Annotated in this window: 16 protein-coding genes; 11 read left to right on the top strand and 5 right to left on the bottom strand. The window is 54.7% G+C overall.

Features of this window, described 5'->3' with window-relative positions:
* Positions 1 to 31 precede the first annotated feature (31 nt).
* Both B150_RS0107055 and B150_RS0107050 read right to left on the bottom strand, forming a co-directional pair.
* Positions 32 to 280: a SemiSWEET transporter gene (locus tag B150_RS0107055; protein ID WP_020399198.1), complete on the bottom strand. Its 249-nt coding sequence runs from the start codon at positions 278 to 280 to the stop codon at positions 32 to 34.
* A 421-nt stretch (positions 281 to 701) separates the two neighbouring features.
* Entirely contained in the window at positions 702 to 1,586 is an 885-nt protein-coding gene (locus tag B150_RS0107050; protein ID WP_020399197.1) for an alpha/beta fold hydrolase, read from the bottom strand.
* Positions 1,587 to 1,899: 313 nt separating this feature from the next.
* Between B150_RS0107050 and B150_RS0107045 the strand changes: the two genes are divergently transcribed.
* Positions 1,900 to 3,483 (top strand): peptide chain release factor 3, encoded by a 1,584-nt coding sequence (locus B150_RS0107045; protein WP_020399196.1) that lies wholly within the window; start codon positions 1,900 to 1,902, stop codon positions 3,481 to 3,483.
* A 72-nt stretch (positions 3,484 to 3,555) separates the two neighbouring features.
* Positions 3,556 to 3,969, top strand: a complete 414-nt coding sequence (locus tag B150_RS0107040; protein WP_020399195.1) for a VOC family protein — start codon at positions 3,556 to 3,558, stop codon at positions 3,967 to 3,969.
* A gap of 33 nt (positions 3,970 to 4,002) precedes the next feature.
* Here B150_RS0107040 and fliP read toward each other — a convergent pair whose 3' ends face one another.
* Genes fliP through B150_RS20055 form a run of 3 tightly spaced genes read right to left on the bottom strand, consistent with a single transcriptional unit; the run spans position 4,003 to position 5,462 of the window.
* Positions 4,003 to 4,812, bottom strand: coding sequence for a flagellar type III secretion system pore protein FliP (fliP, locus tag B150_RS0107035; protein WP_020399194.1), 810 nt, complete (start codon positions 4,810 to 4,812; stop codon positions 4,003 to 4,005).
* A complete protein-coding gene (locus B150_RS0107030; protein ID WP_020399193.1) occupies positions 4,809 to 5,105 on the bottom strand; it encodes a FliO/MopB family protein in 297 nt (98 codons plus the stop codon). Before B150_RS0107030 ends, fliP begins: the two co-directional genes overlap by 4 nt.
* A gap of 3 nt (positions 5,106 to 5,108) precedes the next feature.
* A complete protein-coding gene (locus B150_RS20055; RefSeq protein ID WP_155859968.1) occupies positions 5,109 to 5,462 on the bottom strand; it encodes an EscU/YscU/HrcU family type III secretion system export apparatus switch protein in 354 nt (117 codons plus the stop codon).
* A 152-nt stretch (positions 5,463 to 5,614) separates the two neighbouring features.
* On the opposite strand from B150_RS20055, the gene flgB reads away from it, so the two are divergent.
* The 9 genes from flgB (at position 5,615) to alaS (ending at position 15,457) form a co-directional block, all read left to right on the top strand.
* Complete coding sequence (gene flgB, locus B150_RS0107020) at positions 5,615 to 6,037, top strand: flagellar basal body rod protein FlgB (RefSeq protein ID WP_020399191.1); 423 nt, start codon at positions 5,615 to 5,617, stop codon at positions 6,035 to 6,037.
* A gap of 42 nt (positions 6,038 to 6,079) precedes the next feature.
* A complete protein-coding gene (gene flgC, locus B150_RS0107015) occupies positions 6,080 to 6,487 on the top strand; it encodes a flagellar basal body rod protein FlgC (RefSeq protein WP_020399190.1) in 408 nt (135 codons plus the stop codon).
* 9 nt (positions 6,488 to 6,496) lie between these two features.
* Positions 6,497 to 6,820: a flagellar hook-basal body complex protein FliE gene (gene fliE, locus B150_RS0107010; RefSeq protein ID WP_020399189.1), complete on the top strand. Its 324-nt coding sequence runs from the start codon at positions 6,497 to 6,499 to the stop codon at positions 6,818 to 6,820.
* Between the two features lie 33 nt (positions 6,821 to 6,853).
* Positions 6,854 to 7,120 (top strand): flagellar biosynthesis protein FliQ, encoded by a 267-nt coding sequence (gene fliQ, locus B150_RS0107005; protein ID WP_020399188.1) that lies wholly within the window; start codon positions 6,854 to 6,856, stop codon positions 7,118 to 7,120.
* A gap of 3 nt (positions 7,121 to 7,123) precedes the next feature.
* Entirely contained in the window at positions 7,124 to 7,882 is a 759-nt protein-coding gene (fliR, locus tag B150_RS20050; protein ID WP_020399187.1) for a flagellar biosynthetic protein FliR, read from the top strand.
* Between the two features lie 3 nt (positions 7,883 to 7,885).
* On the top strand, positions 7,886 to 8,968 hold the full coding sequence (flhB, locus tag B150_RS0106995; RefSeq protein WP_020399186.1) for a flagellar biosynthesis protein FlhB: 1,083 nt from the start codon (positions 7,886 to 7,888) through the stop codon (positions 8,966 to 8,968).
* 62 nt (positions 8,969 to 9,030) lie between these two features.
* A complete protein-coding gene (locus B150_RS20045; protein ID WP_020399185.1) occupies positions 9,031 to 11,421 on the top strand; it encodes a response regulator in 2,391 nt (796 codons plus the stop codon).
* 123 nt (positions 11,422 to 11,544) lie between these two features.
* Positions 11,545 to 12,618 (top strand): recombinase RecA, encoded by a 1,074-nt coding sequence (gene recA, locus B150_RS0106985; RefSeq protein WP_025896482.1) that lies wholly within the window; start codon positions 11,545 to 11,547, stop codon positions 12,616 to 12,618.
* A 190-nt stretch (positions 12,619 to 12,808) separates the two neighbouring features.
* Positions 12,809 to 15,457, top strand: coding sequence for an alanine--tRNA ligase (gene alaS / locus B150_RS0106980; RefSeq protein ID WP_020399183.1), 2,649 nt, complete (start codon positions 12,809 to 12,811; stop codon positions 15,455 to 15,457).
* Positions 15,458 to 15,471: the final 14 nt, after the last annotated feature.

Below are 15,471 nucleotides of genomic sequence, written 5' to 3'. Positions count from 1 at the left end.
TGAGAAGGCCGGGTTTACCCGGCCTTTTTCGTTATCCGAAGCGCAGTTTCGCAACGATAACAGAAGCGACAAGCCCGAGCGTGATGATGTTGGCGACAATGACCGGGATGTCACCAATCGCGAAGCCATATACGATCCACATGAAAACGCCGGTCAGCAGGATTGCGAACATGCTGAGCGAGACATCCTTCGTTGAACGAGTACGCCATGCCCGATTGACCTGCGGGATGAAGGCAATCGTGGTAAGGGTGCCAGCCAATAGCCCCAGCATCGTAATCATGGTCAAAGTAACGCCTCCAGCGAGATATAATCGGGGTTGCCGCAACGGACACTTGTGTCAATTGACACCGAATCTACAGAAAATCAATCAAAATTGAAATGTGTGAAGGCCGCAGAAATTCAACATTGGCAGCGCTGTCATTAAAATCTCACACTCGGATAACTTACTGAAAACCCTAATGCATTCTGCGTAGTAAAATTTTTCTGGACTAATTAGTCCACTAATGCCTTGACACCTATTGGGTGCCGACCTAAATACCCCCTCAACAGCGCGAGAGCGCACGATACGAATGCCGGATTTTGGGTGAATTTTCCCTCCCCCTTTCCCCTCATCCCGGAAGAGGGCAGGCGTATTCAGGCGAAAGCCGGGCAGGTGGCTGGCACCACTTGCCCGGCTTTCTGCATTTTAAGCCAAAGAGCTATTACGCGGCTTTCGGCAGGTCTGAGCCAAACTCTTCGTCGAGCGTGCCATTAATCGCGCCGAGAACGATGTCGATCATGGTGCGGAATTTCTCCACATGGATCATATGGTCCGCGTCGGGCACAGCTATGAAACGGCCCCGTTTGAAACTTGCTGCAACACGTTCGTTGGCGGCAACCGGTACAAAATGGTCATGTTCGCCGGTGAAAACGGTCGCGTCCACATCAGGCATCAGGCTGAGGTCAGTCTGGCCGTCACGCAGGATGCGCAGCGTGTTATGGCGGAACTGTTCCTTGATGCCGGTGGTGGAGTTGAGGAGGGCGTTCCTTAGCTTGTCCGCCGTGATGCGGCAAAGCTTGTTGGTCTCACGCAGTTCCGGATTGGTCATCAGGTTGGTGAAGCCGTTTGCGAACTCGTCCATACGGTTCCATTCCAGCTGGAACAGCAGCAGGTTGAAGTCATACACAAGCTCGTCCGGCAGTTTTTCCATCGCGGACGCCAGGATCAGCTTTTCCACGCCGAGGTATTTCTGTGCGTAGCGCATGGCGATGATGCTGCCATAGGAGCAGCCGAGCAGGTTGATCACATCCACACCAAGCTTTTTGAGGCCGAAGTGGATCGCGCGGCAGATAAAGTCGAACGAGAAGGTGTGCGGCAGAACGCCGGTATCGCCGTTACCGGGCGTATCAATCACGATCACCCAATTGTCCTTGGCGAGCGCGGAGCTAAGTTTTTCAACCTGTTTGATATTCTGGAAGGCACCACCAATGAATACGAGGGGGATGTCGGATTTCCCTTTGGAGTATTCCTGCAGGTGGATTGGGAAGCCCTCGAAAGAGAGAGCGTGGAATTGGTTTTCTTGCGTAAGAGCGTGCAGCAGAGTCATTTGGGCAGCCTCATAGTTAACGGGGTTAATACAAGTTGCCTGATGTGAAATCGCAGAAATTTGCGCCTATCGGGTATTGCCTGTACCCGTATAGTTAATGGACGGGCCAGTACATGAAGTGCTTTTAAGTTGCAAGGTAAGCTAAGGGCGATTGGCCCAAGAGGCGGGATTTTTGCGCAGGCGTGACATTTATGTGACGAATTTGATTAAAATTGTCCTTAAATTCACTTCCCTTCGTCAAAAAAAACGCTAGGGTGCGCGGCAAGATTTCACTGTTTTCGGGCGCATCAGCGTCGGATTTGGACGATTCGGAATGACACTTGCCAACCATATCGACCGGCGACGCACCTTCGCCATCATCTCTCACCCTGACGCTGGCAAGACCACGCTGACGGAAAAATTGCTGCTGTTCGGGGGTGCAATTCAGGCTGCAGGTGAAGTGAAGGCACGCGGTGAACGCCGCCGCGCCCGCTCTGACTGGATGAAGGTGGAGCAGGAGCGCGGTATTTCTGTCGCGTCGTCGGTGATGACGTTTGATTATGAAGGGCGCACCTTCAACCTTCTCGATACACCAGGCCACGAAGACTTCTCCGAGGACACCTACCGCACGCTCTCAGCTGTCGATAGCGCGGTGATGGTGCTTGATAGCGCCAAAGGTATTGAGACCCAGACACGCAAGCTTTTTGAAGTGTGCCGCATGCGCGACATGCCGATCACCACCTTCATCAACAAGCTGGACCGTGAAGCCAAGGACCCGTTTGAGCTTCTGGACGAGGTTGAGCAAACGCTTGCGCTTGATGTGTCGCCAGCCAGTTGGCCCATTGGCATGGGGCGCGACTTCAAAGGCTGTTACGACCTGATCCATGACCAACTGATCCTTTTCGACCGCGGCAAGGGTGACCAGCTTAGCGAGGGCATTGAGTGCCGCGGGCTTGATGACCCGAAGCTTGATGAGCTTCTGCCTGCCCATGCTGTCGAGAAGTTGAGGGCGGATGTCGAGATGGTGCGCGAGCTTTGCCCGGCATTTGACCGCGAGGCGTACCTTGAGGGCACGTTGACGCCGGTGTTCTTCGGCTCCGCCATCAACAATTTCGGTGTGCAAGAGCTGCTACAAGGCCTCTCTGACTTCGCGCCGAAACCGCGGGCGGGCAAATCGCTGGAGCGTTCTGTGGAGCCGACCGAAGAGAAGGTTTCCGCGTTCGTGTTCAAGATCCAGGCGAACATGGACCCTAAGCACCGGGACCGTATTGCGTTTGTGCGCCTTGTCTCTGGCCGGTTCCGCAAGGGTATCAAGATGAAGCATGTACGCAGCGGTAAAACGCTGGCGATCCATAATGCTCAGCTTTTCCTCGCGCAGGACCGTGAGGTGGCTGAAGAAGCCTATGCGGGCGACATCATCGGGATTCCGAACCACGGCAACCTGCGCATCGGTGACACGCTGACGGAAGGCGAGACCATCCATTTCACCGGCGTGCCATCTTTTGCGCCTGAGATCCTTCAAAAGGTGCGGGCGGATGATCCGATGAAAGCCAAACACCTTGGTCGCGCGCTCGAACAGCTCGCGGAAGAGGGGGCCGCACGCGTATTCAAGCCAAACTTGGGTAGTGACTGGGTCGTAGGCGTTGTCGGCCCGCTGCAATTTGACGTGCTGGCGGACCGTATTCGTACCGAATATCAAATTCCGTGTAAGTTCGAGCCGACGACCCTTATGACTGCGGAATGGATTGAGGGCGATGCCCGCGAAGTGAAACAATTCACGGACCAGAACCGTGCCTCGATGGCTGTCGATCACGCAGGCGCGCCCGTCTATCTCGCGCGTAACAACTGGCACCTGGACAAAGCCAAGGAGACTTTTCCAACTCTCCGGTTCCTCAAAACCAAGGAAGAAGTGTTCTGATAATGCTGTAAAAGGGTCGCCACTGGCGGCCCTTCGCGCTAGGCTTTGTCTTCGCATATGAGGAGACAAAGCATGAGCAAACAGGACGGCGTTATCACCGGTGTTGGTGGTATTTTCTTCAAATGCCAAGACAGGGACGCTTTGGCCAACTGGTACAAAGACAAACTTGGCTTCCCATTTGATGGCACCGGCGCGAGCTTCCTGTTTCGCGAAGACGACGACCCGGAAAAGACCGGCTATTTTGTCTGGGGACCCTTCCGCAAGGAAAGTGAATATTTCCGCCCATCAGGCCGGGATTTCATGATCAATTTGCGGGTCCGCGGCCTTGAGGCACTGCTTGAACGCCTGAAAGCTGCCGGCATCGAGCAGGTAGGTGAAATGGAAGAGTATGAGTACGGCAAATTTGCCTGGATACTCGACCCTGAGGGCACCAAGATCGAGCTTTGGGAGCAGGTTGGCGACCCACCAATGACGGGCTCTCAATAAAATTAGCAACCCTAACTAAAGCATTGGGTGCGGCTATTGACCAACACCTGGCGGCGGTGCGGTGCCAAAACTTTGCACGAGCGAACCAGCAACCAGATTCCAGCCATCCACAAGTACAAAGAAGATAAGCTTGAACGGCATGGCAATCATGACCGGCGGCAACATCATCATGCCCATGGACATCAGAATTGACGCAACGACCATGTCGATCACAACAAAAGGTACGTAGAGCAGGAAACCGATCTCAAACGCCCGCCTGATCTCTGAGATCATGAACGCGGGTATGAGCGTGGTCATCGGCACTGTTTCCGGGCTCTGTTCAGCCGGGTCATTTGCCAAGGTCATGAAGAGCTCGAGGTCTTTTTCCCGGACCTGCGACAGCATGAAGTTCCGCATGGGTACAGACGCGCGGTTGTAGGCTTCGACTTCGTCAATCTCTTCATTGATGAGCGGCTGAATGCCCTGGTCCCATGCCGCTGTAAGGGTTGGTGCCATGACATAGCCGGTAAGAAAAAGTGATAGCGAGACAATGACGATGTTTGGCGGCGACTGCTGTGTCCCAAGCGCGCTACGGAGCAGTGAAAAAACGATCACCATGCGCGTGAAGCTTGTCATCATGATGAGAATGCTGGGCGCGAGGCTGAGCACCGTCATCAAGAGGATCATTTGTACCACACGCCCGCTCAGCGAACCCGACTGGCCAAGGTCAAGACTTATGGACTGCGCGAGAGTAGGGCTAGACAGCAAAAGCGAGCACGCGAGCACAAGTGGCGCCGCAAAAATTGCGCTACGCACGATCAGTTTCCGGTGCCGTGCGACTATACCGATGTTAGATGCGCTCATGGTTTGCCCCCCTTATTCGCTTCGACCATAGCGGCGAAATCGGGTTTGTCACTGTCAATCGTGGTGACGCCATTTGGCCCGGTACCAATCAGATAGTCCGTACCGCGCCAGCGCACCACAACAAGGCGGGTGCGGGCGTCGAGGAGCTTGTTTGAGATAATTTCCAGTTCTTTGTCACCGGGCTTGATGCTGACGGTGCCGGGCAGAAGCCCGAAGCGACGCACAAGCCATGCCATAAGCGCGAGTGCGCCGAGCATGATGAATAGAACTGAAAAGACACCCAGATATTCCATGTTTCAGTAATCCGCTTCGGTCATGGGGTTGGCGACCGGCACTTCCACGCTATCGCCCATTGGTGCTGTGCGGCCCGCCTCCATACGGCGGTTTTCCGCATAGACCCTCTCGAGAATGACGGAAACCGCATGCAGGGCCTCAAACGGCACCGGGCAGTCGACACCAAAGGCATCGAGTAGTTCCACCAAATCTTTGTCCTGGCGGACCTTTACGCCTTCTGCGAAGGCGATATCAAGAATTTTCTCGGCTAGAAAACCATGCCCTTTAGCCGTAATTTTCGCGGCGCTGTCCTCGCTTTCACGGCTGATGGCAACAGCTTTAGTGTTCGGTACAGGTTTGGCGTCATGGTCTGTCATCACACTATTGAGCGACAGGCCGCGAAAAAAAGCAAGCGCATTAGCGTAGGGCAGGGCGTTGGAAAATAAGGCATGTTTGCAACTTGTTAACCTAAGCTGTGTCATGTTATAGTCGTAAAAATATTAATTCAGGCAAACTGCCCGGAGTTGACATGGACTTGACGAACATACCGATTATGGCGGCGCTGAAGCAGCGGCTTGGCTGGCTGAACCATAATCAGTCTGTTATTACCGAGAATATCTCGCAGGCTGATACACCCGGTTATCGCGCTAAAGAGCTGGATAAACAGGAGTTTTCGGGCCTCGTGGAAGAACTGTCTGGCGGCAAGACGTCATCGGTTCAGATGCGTTCGGGTAACGCTCGCCATATGGATCTTTCGGGCGGCACGGTGGGCAACTACCGTATCTCAGAGGCGAAGGGCCGTGAGGAATCGCCCAACGGTAACTCTGTAGTGCTCGAAGAGGAAATGATGACACTTGCCAATAACCAGATGGAATATGGCATGGTTATCAACCTCTACAAAAAGAACTTGGGGCTTTTGAAGAAAGCCATCGGAAAGGATAGCGGCCGCTAGAATATAGGCTGCTTCTGCTGGACCAAAGGCAAGGGACAGACAATGGATCTACAAAATGCCATGATGGCGTCGGCAGCTGGGCTACGTGCTCAGTCCGTGCGTATGCGTGTGATTTCCGAGAACATTGCGAACCAGGATTCCATCGCGATGGAGCCGGGCGCTGACCCCTATCGTCGGAAGATCGTGACCTTCCAGACCGAGCTTGACCGTGCAAGCGGTGTAACACTCGTCAAGCCGGGTGCGGTCGCATATGACGAAAAAGAGTTCGGCAAGAAATATGATCCGGGTAACCCTGCGGCTGACGAGGCTGGTTATATCAAAACCTCAAACGTCAATGGTCTCATCGAGATGATGGATATGCGCCAGGCGCAGCGGACCTACCAGTCCAACCTGAACGCGCTTGAGGCCACCCGCCGCATGGCAACCATGACCCTTGACCTGCTGCGCTAGGAATAAGCGATGAATATCAAGCAACTTGATGCAGTAAACGCCTATTCACAGGCTACGAAACAGATGCAGTCCGGCTCCCTCGGGGCCCGCGACGGTATGGATGGCATTCAAAACAACTCTGCATTTGGTGCGCTTGTTGACGATGCGATCGGCAATGTCCAGAAGGCCACTGAAACCGCTGAGATGACCAGCGCAAAGGCTCTGGTGAGCCAGGCGGATATGGTCGATGTGGTGACAGCAGTTTCCAACGCCGAGATGGTGGTGGACACCGTTATCAGCGTGCGTGACAAGGTCATTTCCGCCTACAATGATATCCTGAAGATGCCAATCTAGGCATTAAAGCCTGAAACCACGGGGGTACGATTTGTGACCGGTCCAGACGTGCTTGAGGTCGCGAGGGACGCTTTGACAGTTCTGCTGTTGACATGCGGCCCCATTCTGGCTGTCGGCCTCGTGGTTGGCTTGGCAATCGCCTTCTTCCAGACCCTAACGCAGCTTCAAGAGATGACGTTGACCTTCGTGCCGAAAATCATCGCCATCTTTTCCGTCCTTCTCATTGCGCTGCCCTATATGGGTCGCAACCTTTCCGCCTTCATGCTCAGAATCTCCGAACGTATTATCGCGGGCGGTTAGATCATGCTGGGCGAGGTATTACCTGCCGAGGCGTTTGGCTTTTTGCTTGTCACCGTGCGGCTCGCCGCCCTTGTTATGGTGATGCCGGTCCTCGGCGATACCACCATCCCGCAAAGAATGCGTGTGGCTTTCGCATTTGCGCTGTCGCTGATTGTTTATTCAAGCGTGCGCGATCTTTTGCCGCCAATGCCGCAGAATGTGTTTGCGCTGTTTGCGTTACTGCTTGGGGAGTTGCTGGTGGGGCTGATCATTGGCCTCGCCACACGTATCCTGATGTCAGCGACCCATGTGGCGGGCACCGTCATAGCGTTCCAGACAGGGCTTGGCGCTGCGCAGAGCTTTGACCCGGCCCAAGGTTCACAAAGTGCTATTGTCGCAGCCTTTATGACCTACATCGCCATTACAATGATCGTCGTACTGGACCTGCATCACCTCATGATCATGGGCATGGCCCACAGCTACCAGAAATTCCCCGTAGGTGAGCCGCTTGCCTACGCTGACCTTGCCACGTTGATCACCAATATGGTGAGCGCGTCCTTCCTGCTTGGTTTCCATATGGCCGCGCCGTTCATCGTCTACAGCATTGTCTTTAATACAAGCCTTGGTCTTATCGCGCGTATGGCGCAGGGCTTTCAGGTGTTCTTTATCGGTATGCCGGTGAATATCTTCATGGGCTTTGCGCTGATGATGATCCTGATGGGCGGTATGATGCAACTGTTCACCGACCGGATGCGTGACCTGCTACTGGATTTCATGGGGTAGGGAATGGCTGAGGAAGACGACAGTCAAAAGACCGAGGAGCCGACCCCGAAAAAGCTTGAGGAAGCTCACAAAAAGGGCGAGGTCGCGTCCAGTCAGGAGCTTAAAACCTGGTTCATGCTATTGGCAGGGACCGCAGTTGTCGCTGGTTTTGGACCATTCATCGCCCTTACAATAACCCGGAAGCTACAGGCCTATTTAACAACAGTTCATTTGCTGGACGTTGATCAAGTGGGAGCCATGAGCAATCTTGTGGTACTGCTTCGCGAAGTGTTCATCCTACTTCTCATTCCGTTCTCGGTTTTTGTGGTGACAGCATTGGCGGCAAGCTATGTGCAGCATGGCGCAACATTTTCCTTTGAGAAATTCAAGCCGGACATCACCAAATTGTCGCCGATGAAGGGCGCCAAGAAGATTTTCTCGACGAAGATATTCATCGAGTTCATCAAGCTCACATTGAAGCTCATTGGTGTCACAACAGCAGTGCTCATCGTTGTCCTGCCGGAGCGGGAACTTATTGACACGATCATGCTCCTCTCAACCATCGATATGATGGGCCTGATCTATTCGATGGTTGTGCGTTTGCTTATCGCTACACTTGTGTTCCTCACAATCGTTGCTGCAATTGACTACTCCTTTCAGAAATATCAGTTCATCAAACGCATGCGCATGACCAAGCAGGAAGTGAAAGACGAACGCAAGCAGGCGGACGGTGACCCGCAAGTAAAAGGTAAATTGCGCGCCATCCGGCGTGAACGCGCCATGCAGCGCATGATGGCCAACATCCCGAAAGCAGATGTGGTTGTCACGAACCCGACCCACTATGCCGTCGCGCTCGAGTATAAACACGGCCAGATGGATGTGCCTAAACTGATCGCTAAAGGGGTTGATTCTGTTGCGTTCAAAATCCGTGAACTAGCCGAAGAGAACGGCATTCCAATTATTGAAAACCCGCCACTTGCGCGTGCCCTACATGCCAGCGTCGATATTGATGAAGAAATACCACCTGAGCACTATAAGGCAGTCGCGGGTGTGATCAGTTACATCATGAAGCTGAAACGCGCCGGGTTTTCGTCGCGTAAGCGCTGACAGGGGTTGAATTTTTTGCCCGGCACCGGCTAGTGTTCTAGCCCAGTCGGGAAAGGGGAACCATGGAAAGTCGCCTGCCACTACCGGTTAAGGAAGCGCTCGTCGAGAGCGAGGTCAAGTCGGGGATGAAGCTGCTGAGTGTTGCGCTCGCAGCTCTCGTCGGTACCGCGGGTATATCGCTCCTCGTTTGGGTTTTATGGGGGCTATCGGTTGCGATTGCCATCTCCGGTGCACTCCTGATCGCGACGGCGCTCACGCTCCTCAGGTCGCTCGGGCAGGTCGGGCAGGCCATAAATCGTCAGGAAGTGGTGGACCGCGAACTCGTGAACGCGCTTGTCGCCCTCGAGCGCCGCGCAGTCGTTATCACCGACCTGAGCGGTGAGGTTATTGCCTCGAACGCAGCCTTTGAGCGTCTTGCGCTTGGGCATATTCGTTTCCTTCAGGACCTTTTGCGCGGCAAACGTGAGCAATCTGATCTCAGCACCCTTCTCAATAGTGTGTTGACGGCGGGCAGCGGCGGCAAAGCCTTTGACCTCAAGACTGACGACCGCACCGTCCTGAGCATATCCGGCAAACGCATTCGTCGGCATATTATGTGGAATGTCGCCAGCGATGGCGACCGCCAGCGTCTGGATCATGAACGTTCGATCATCGGCAACTGGGGTGTACCGATTTTCGAGAAACTGGGTTGTGGGGTTGTGCTTGAGGATGCTGAGGGGCGCCCGCATTATATCAATGAGGTGCTGCGCGAGTGGTTGGAACTTGAAGACGGCCAGATGCCAGTCAAAATCCAACTCAAGAATGAAGACAGCCAACTCCTTGTCGCGAACAATCGGCGTATCGATGTTGATGTGATCGACCTTCCGCTTGAAACCCGCGAGGATGACCGCGAAATCGGCCGCTACCGTTTCCTCTGCAAAGCGAACCGCGCGAGCGCGGGCCAGTTTGCCGATGGTGAGCAAATTCTGCTCGACCCCATTTTTGATAACGCACCGGTTGCTGTCGCGATCGTTGATCAGTCGGCGGCTGTCCGCGAATTCAACAGGCCGCTGCGCCTGCATCCCGCCGGACGTAAGGTCGCTGCGGGAACCAGTGTGCTCGACCTCGTGAAAAAAGAAGACCGTGACGAACTGCGGTCGGCAATTGAACTATGCTGTGAGGGACGGCCCGGCTCCACACCAGTAGAAGTCATCTATAATTCGCATCCTGAACGCTCAGGGCAGGTGGTATCTGCGCCGGTGCTGGTCGGCGAACAGATGATGGCGATACTTTATCTCCTCGATACCACGCAGGAAAAAAGCCTTGAACGGCAGTTTGTGCAAGCGCAGAAAATGCAGGCTGTTGGTCAACTCGCGGGCGGTGTCGCGCATGACTTCAATAATTTGCTGACTGCTATCATTGGTTTCTGTGACCTGCTCCTCGTTCGTCATGACGCTGGCGATCAGTCCTTCTCTGACATCATCCAGATCAAGCAGAATGCCAACCGAGCCGCCAATCTGGTGCGTCAGCTGCTTGCGTTCTCGCGCCAACAGACGCTCCGGCCAAAAGTGCTGATGATGACTGATGTGCTGGCGGAGCTCTCTAACCTCATCCGGCGCCTGATCGGTGAGAACATTGAGCTGAAGGTCGTGCATGGCCGCGATCTCCAGCCGATCAAGGTCGACCAGGGGCAGCTTGAGCAGGTGATCATCAATCTCGCCGTGAACGCACGGGACGCGATGCCTGGTGGCGGCAAGTTAGAGATCCGCACCAGCATGGTTGGCCCCGATCACCGCATGATCGAGCAGTATGATGTGATCGTACCGGACGATTATGTGCTGGTTGAGGTTGAGGATACCGGTTGCGGCATCCCGAAAGACAATCTCTCAAAGATTTTTGAACCCTTCTTCACCACCAAGGAGGTGGGGCAGGGTACTGGCCTTGGTCTCGCAACCGTTTACGGCATCGTCAAGCAGACCGGCGGTTTTGTCTTCGTGGATTCGGAAGAGAACGTTGGCACTACCTTCCGTCTGTTCTTCAAGGCGCATAGGGGTAGTGCTGAAGACGCGCAAGAAAGCAAACGCATTGAGGCGCCAGCACGTGACCTGACGGGCAAGGGTACAATCCTCATCGTTGAGGACGAAGCGCCAGTGCGCATGTTTGCCAGCCGTGCGCTCACAAACAAGGGCTACCGCGTGCTCGAAGCGGCATCAGGTGAAGCCGGCCTCGAAATCCTCATGGACGAGGAAGAGAGCGTGGACCTTCTCATTTCGGATGTCATCATGCCGAACATGGACGGCCCGACCCTCGTGAAAGAAGCGCGCAAGAAATTTCCGGACCTTCCGGTGATATTTGTTTCCGGTTATGCTGAAGATATGTTCCGACAGAACTTGGAAGCGGAAGAGTTCCAGTTCCTGCCAAAACCTTTCTCCCTCAAGGACTTGGCCGAACAGGTCAAAGGTATTTTGGGCTAATTTTGTTCTCTCCAAAATTGACATGAGAACAAAAAGTGAAAATTTGTTTGCGCAAAGAGAACAAATAAAGTACAAAACTGGCATTGCAAGGGAAATCAGCCTGTGGAATAAGGGGACCCAATCATGTCAATGCCGGAACTGCAGTTGGTAAAGGGATCATCCATGGATAAGACTAAAGCACTCGAAGCGGCACTCAGCCAAATCGACAGAGCCTTCGGTAAAGGCTCGGTCATGAAGCTGGGGCAACGCGAGAGTGGCATCGAAATCGAAACGATTTCAACAGGTTCACTTAATCTCGACATCGCGCTCGGGATTGGCGGTTTCCCAAAAGGCCGTATCATTGAAATTTACGGGCCTGAAAGCTCCGGTAAAACAACGCTCGCATTGCATGCAGTTGCCGAAAGTCAGAAAAAGGGCGGTATCGCTGCATTCGTGGATGCGGAGCACGCGCTTGACCCCGTCTACGCCCGGAAGCTCGGCGTTGACGTGAATGAGCTTCTGGTCAGCCAACCGGATACGGGTGAACAGGCGCTTGAGATTGCCGATACGTTGGTTCGTTCGGGCGCGGTCGATATTCTCGTGGTCGATTCCGTTGCGGCACTGACGCCGCGCGCAGAACTCGAGGGTGAGATGGGCGATAGCCACGTTGGTCTTCAGGCTCGTCTGATGAGCCAAGCGCTCCGTAAACTCACGGCCTCGATCTCACGTTCGAATACTATCGTAATATTCATCAACCAGATCCGCATGAAGATTGGTGTGATGTACGGTAGCCCTGAAACGACAACGGGCGGTAACGCGCTCAAGTTCTACGCTTCCGTTCGTCTTGATATCCGCCGTGTCGGTGCGATCAAGGACAAGGATGAGATCGTTGGTAACGCGACCCGTGTGAAAGTGGTGAAAAACAAGCTTGCACCGCCATTCAAACAGGTTGAGTTTGACATCATGTATGGTGAGGGTGTCTCAAAAACCGGCGAAATCCTTGATCTTGGTGTCAAGGCCGGTGTGGTTGAGAAATCGGGCTCCTGGTATAGCTATTCCAGCCAGCGCATTGGTCAGGGCCGTGAAAACGCCAAGCGCTTCCTTATCGAGAATGCGGATGTCTCTAACGAGATTGAGCAAGCCATTCGCCAGAATGCGGGTCTTGTTAATGAAGCAATGCTGGTTGCTCCGGGCGACGAGGAAGATGTTTCCGAATAAATTCCTCTTGAGTGAGGAGTGAGAAAGGCGGCTTTTTAGCCGCCTTTTTCGATTTGTGTGACCAACTAAAAAACTGGCCTAATCTCAGACATTGGCTGGACAGCGTTACGCCCTATGGTTACAAGGGCGGAACGTATGATATTCGCCGCCTGGCGGGCGGTTTTTAAATGACAAGTAAGGGCTGATATCTATGGCGGGCGCTAACGACATCCGTAAGACGTTTCTGGACTTTTTTGCCGCGAATGGACACGAGCGTGTGCCGTCCGCGCCGCTGGTACCCATCAACGATCCGACCCTTATGTTCACGAACGCCGGCATGGTACCGTTCAAGAACCTGTTCACGGGCGCCGAGAAGCGCGACTATGTGCGTGCTGTCTCAAGCCAGAAATGTGTTCGCGCAGGCGGCAAGCATAACGACCTTGATAACGTCGGCTATACAGCGCGTCACCACACCTTCTTCGAGATGCTCGGCAATTTTTCTTTCGGCGACTATTTCAAGGAAAACGCCATTGAGTTTGCCTGGAACCTGATTACCAAGGAATACGGCATCAACAAGGATCGCTTGACCGTTACGGTGTTCCATGAGGACGATGAAGCCTTTGCGCTGTGGAAAAAGATCGCGGGCCTGCCGGACGAGCGTATCATTCGTATCGCCACGTCGGACAACTTCTGGTCCATGGGTGACACGGGGCCCTGTGGCCCATGTTCGGAGATTTTCTACGATCACGGCGACCATATCTGGGGCGGCCCTCCGGGTAGCCCGGAAGAAGACGGCGACCGTTTTGTCGAAATCTGGAACCTCGTATTCATGCAGTTCGAGCAGCTTGCTTCCGGCGAGCGTATCAACCTGCCGAAGCCGAGCATCGATACCGGCATGGGGCTTGAGCGTATCGCGGCCGTTATGCAGGGTACTCATGATAACTATGAGATCGACACGTTCCGCCGGCTGATTGAAGCCTCGGTTGAAGTCACCGGCGCCAAGGAAACGGAAAAAACGCGTGCATCGCACCGCGTCATTGCCGACCACCTGCGCGCCTGCAGCTTCCTCATCGCCGATGGCGTGCTGCCTTCAAACGAAGGCCGCGGTTATGTGCTGCGCCGCATCATGCGCCGTGCCATGCGTCACGCTCACCTGCTCGGAGCCAAAGACCTGGTGATGTATCAGCTTGCGCCGACGCTCGTGAGCGAAATGGGGCAGGCATACCCGGAACTTGGTCGCGCGCAGCGCCTCATTGAGGAAACTTTGAAGCTTGAAGAAGCCCGTTTCCGTCAGATGCTCGACAAAGGCCTCAAACTTCTTGAGGACGAATTGCAGGAACTGGGCACTGACAAAGTCCTGCCGGGCGAGGTTGCCTTCAAGCTTTATGATACCTATGGCTTCCCGCTTGACCTGACGCAGGACCACCTGCGCGGTCAGGAACGCACTGTGGACGTGGATGGCTTTAACGCCGCGATGGCGGAACAGAAGGCCAAAGCGCGTGCGGCTTGGGCAGGCTCAGGTGATGCCGCGACCGAACAGGTCTGGTTCGATATTCAGGAAGAGAAGGGCGCAACCGAATTTGTTGGCTACAGCACCGAAGTGGCTGAGGGTCAGGTTGTTGCCCTCGTGAAGGACGGTAAACGCGTTGATAGCGCTGCGGCTGGCGAAGACGTGATGGTGATCACCAATCAGACACCATTTTACGGCGAGAGCGGCGGTCAGATGGGCGACACCGGCACCATGGCTGGAGAAGGTGTGAAGCTCTCCGTATCGGACACGCTCAAAATGGTTGGTGCGCTTCACGTACATCGGGCGAAAGTGGAAGAGGGCACAGTTAAAGTGGGAGATGCCCTCGACCTGTTGGTTGATGGCGTGCGCCGCAACAAGCTGCGTGCAAACCACTCCGCAACCCACGTGCTTCATGAAGTCTTGCGTCGCGAACTTGGTGAACATGTAACACAAAAGGGTTCTCTTGTGGCGCCCGACCGCCTGCGTTTTGATATTTCGCACCCGAAAGCATTGACAGAAGACGAGCTGGCATCTGTCGAGCGTGAAGTGAACCGGATTGTGCGTGAAAACGCCGATGTAGAGACCCGTCTTCTGAGCTATGACGACGCGATCGAGGCTGGCGCCATGGCGCTATTTGGTGAGAAATACGGCGACGAAGTTCGCGTGGTTTCCATGGGTTTCAACGAGACCAAGGACAAGCCGCATTATTCGGTTGAGCTGTGTGGTGGTACCCATGTGCGCCGTCTTGGCGACATCGCACTTTTCACCATCATTGGCGAAAGCGCGGTCTCTGCGGGCGTACGCCGCATCGAGGCACTGACCGGCGCTGCGGCCCATGAGCATCTTGTGCACCAGCAGAAACTTCTGAAGGAAGCAGCTGCGCAGCTTAAAGCCGCGCCGTCTGACGTGCCGGAGCGTATCGCCGCGCTGCAGGCGGATCGCAAGACCCTCGAGAAGGACCTCGCGGAAGCACGCAAGAAGGCTGCTCTTGGCGGCGGTGCAAGTGGCCCGGCGGTGAAGGAAGTTGCTGGCGTGAAGTTCATTGGTCAGGTCCTGGACGGTGTTCAGGCCAAAGACCTACGCGGCATGGCGGATGATGCGAAAAAGTCGCTCGGCAGCGGCGTGGTGGCCTTCATTGCGGCCAATGACGGCAAAGCGGCAATCCTTGTTGGTGTGACCGATGACCTGACCTCGAAAATCAGCGCCGTGGACCTCGTGCGTGTCGGTGCAGAAGCTCTCGGCGGAAAAGGTGGTGGTGGCCGTCCGGACATGGCGCAAGCTGGCGGTCCGGACGCGGACAAAGCATCCGATGCGATAGCAGCAATTGAGGCCGCGATCAGCGCGGGCTGATGAGGGCAGGGGCG

This window comes from Kordiimonas gwangyangensis DSM 19435 = JCM 12864 (assembly GCF_000375545.1).
Taxonomy (GTDB): domain Bacteria; phylum Pseudomonadota; class Alphaproteobacteria; order Sphingomonadales; family Kordiimonadaceae; genus Kordiimonas; species Kordiimonas gwangyangensis.
This window is presented reverse-complemented; position numbering and strand designations above follow the sequence as displayed.

What these genes read in the sequence shown, in the direction of transcription:
- B150_RS0107055 (WP_020399198.1), bottom strand. Translation starts at nt 280, where the DNA reads ATGATTACGATGCTGGGGCTATTGGCTGGCACCCTTACCACGATTGCC.
- B150_RS0107050 (WP_020399197.1), bottom strand. Translation starts at nt 1,586, where the DNA reads ATGACTCTGCTGCACGCTCTTACGCAAGAAAACCAATTCCACGCTCTC.
- B150_RS0107045 (WP_020399196.1), top strand. Translation starts at nt 1,900, where the DNA reads ATGACACTTGCCAACCATATCGACCGGCGACGCACCTTCGCCATCATC.
- B150_RS0107040 (WP_020399195.1), top strand. Translation starts at nt 3,556, where the DNA reads ATGAGCAAACAGGACGGCGTTATCACCGGTGTTGGTGGTATTTTCTTC.
- fliP (WP_020399194.1), bottom strand. Translation starts at nt 4,812, where the DNA reads ATGAGCGCATCTAACATCGGTATAGTCGCACGGCACCGGAAACTGATC.
- B150_RS0107030 (WP_020399193.1), bottom strand. Translation starts at nt 5,105, where the DNA reads ATGGAATATCTGGGTGTCTTTTCAGTTCTATTCATCATGCTCGGCGCA.
- B150_RS20055 (WP_155859968.1), bottom strand. Translation starts at nt 5,462, where the DNA reads ATGACAGACCATGACGCCAAACCTGTACCGAACACTAAAGCTGTTGCC.
- flgB (WP_020399191.1), top strand. Translation starts at nt 5,615, where the DNA reads ATGGACTTGACGAACATACCGATTATGGCGGCGCTGAAGCAGCGGCTT.
- flgC (WP_020399190.1), top strand. Translation starts at nt 6,080, where the DNA reads ATGGATCTACAAAATGCCATGATGGCGTCGGCAGCTGGGCTACGTGCT.
- fliE (WP_020399189.1), top strand. Translation starts at nt 6,497, where the DNA reads ATGAATATCAAGCAACTTGATGCAGTAAACGCCTATTCACAGGCTACG.
- fliR (WP_020399187.1), top strand. Translation starts at nt 7,124, where the DNA reads ATGCTGGGCGAGGTATTACCTGCCGAGGCGTTTGGCTTTTTGCTTGTC.
- flhB (WP_020399186.1), top strand. Translation starts at nt 7,886, where the DNA reads ATGGCTGAGGAAGACGACAGTCAAAAGACCGAGGAGCCGACCCCGAAA.
- B150_RS20045 (WP_020399185.1), top strand. Translation starts at nt 9,031, where the DNA reads ATGGAAAGTCGCCTGCCACTACCGGTTAAGGAAGCGCTCGTCGAGAGC.
- recA (WP_025896482.1), top strand. Translation starts at nt 11,545, where the DNA reads ATGTCAATGCCGGAACTGCAGTTGGTAAAGGGATCATCCATGGATAAG.
- alaS (WP_020399183.1), top strand. Translation starts at nt 12,809, where the DNA reads ATGGCGGGCGCTAACGACATCCGTAAGACGTTTCTGGACTTTTTTGCC.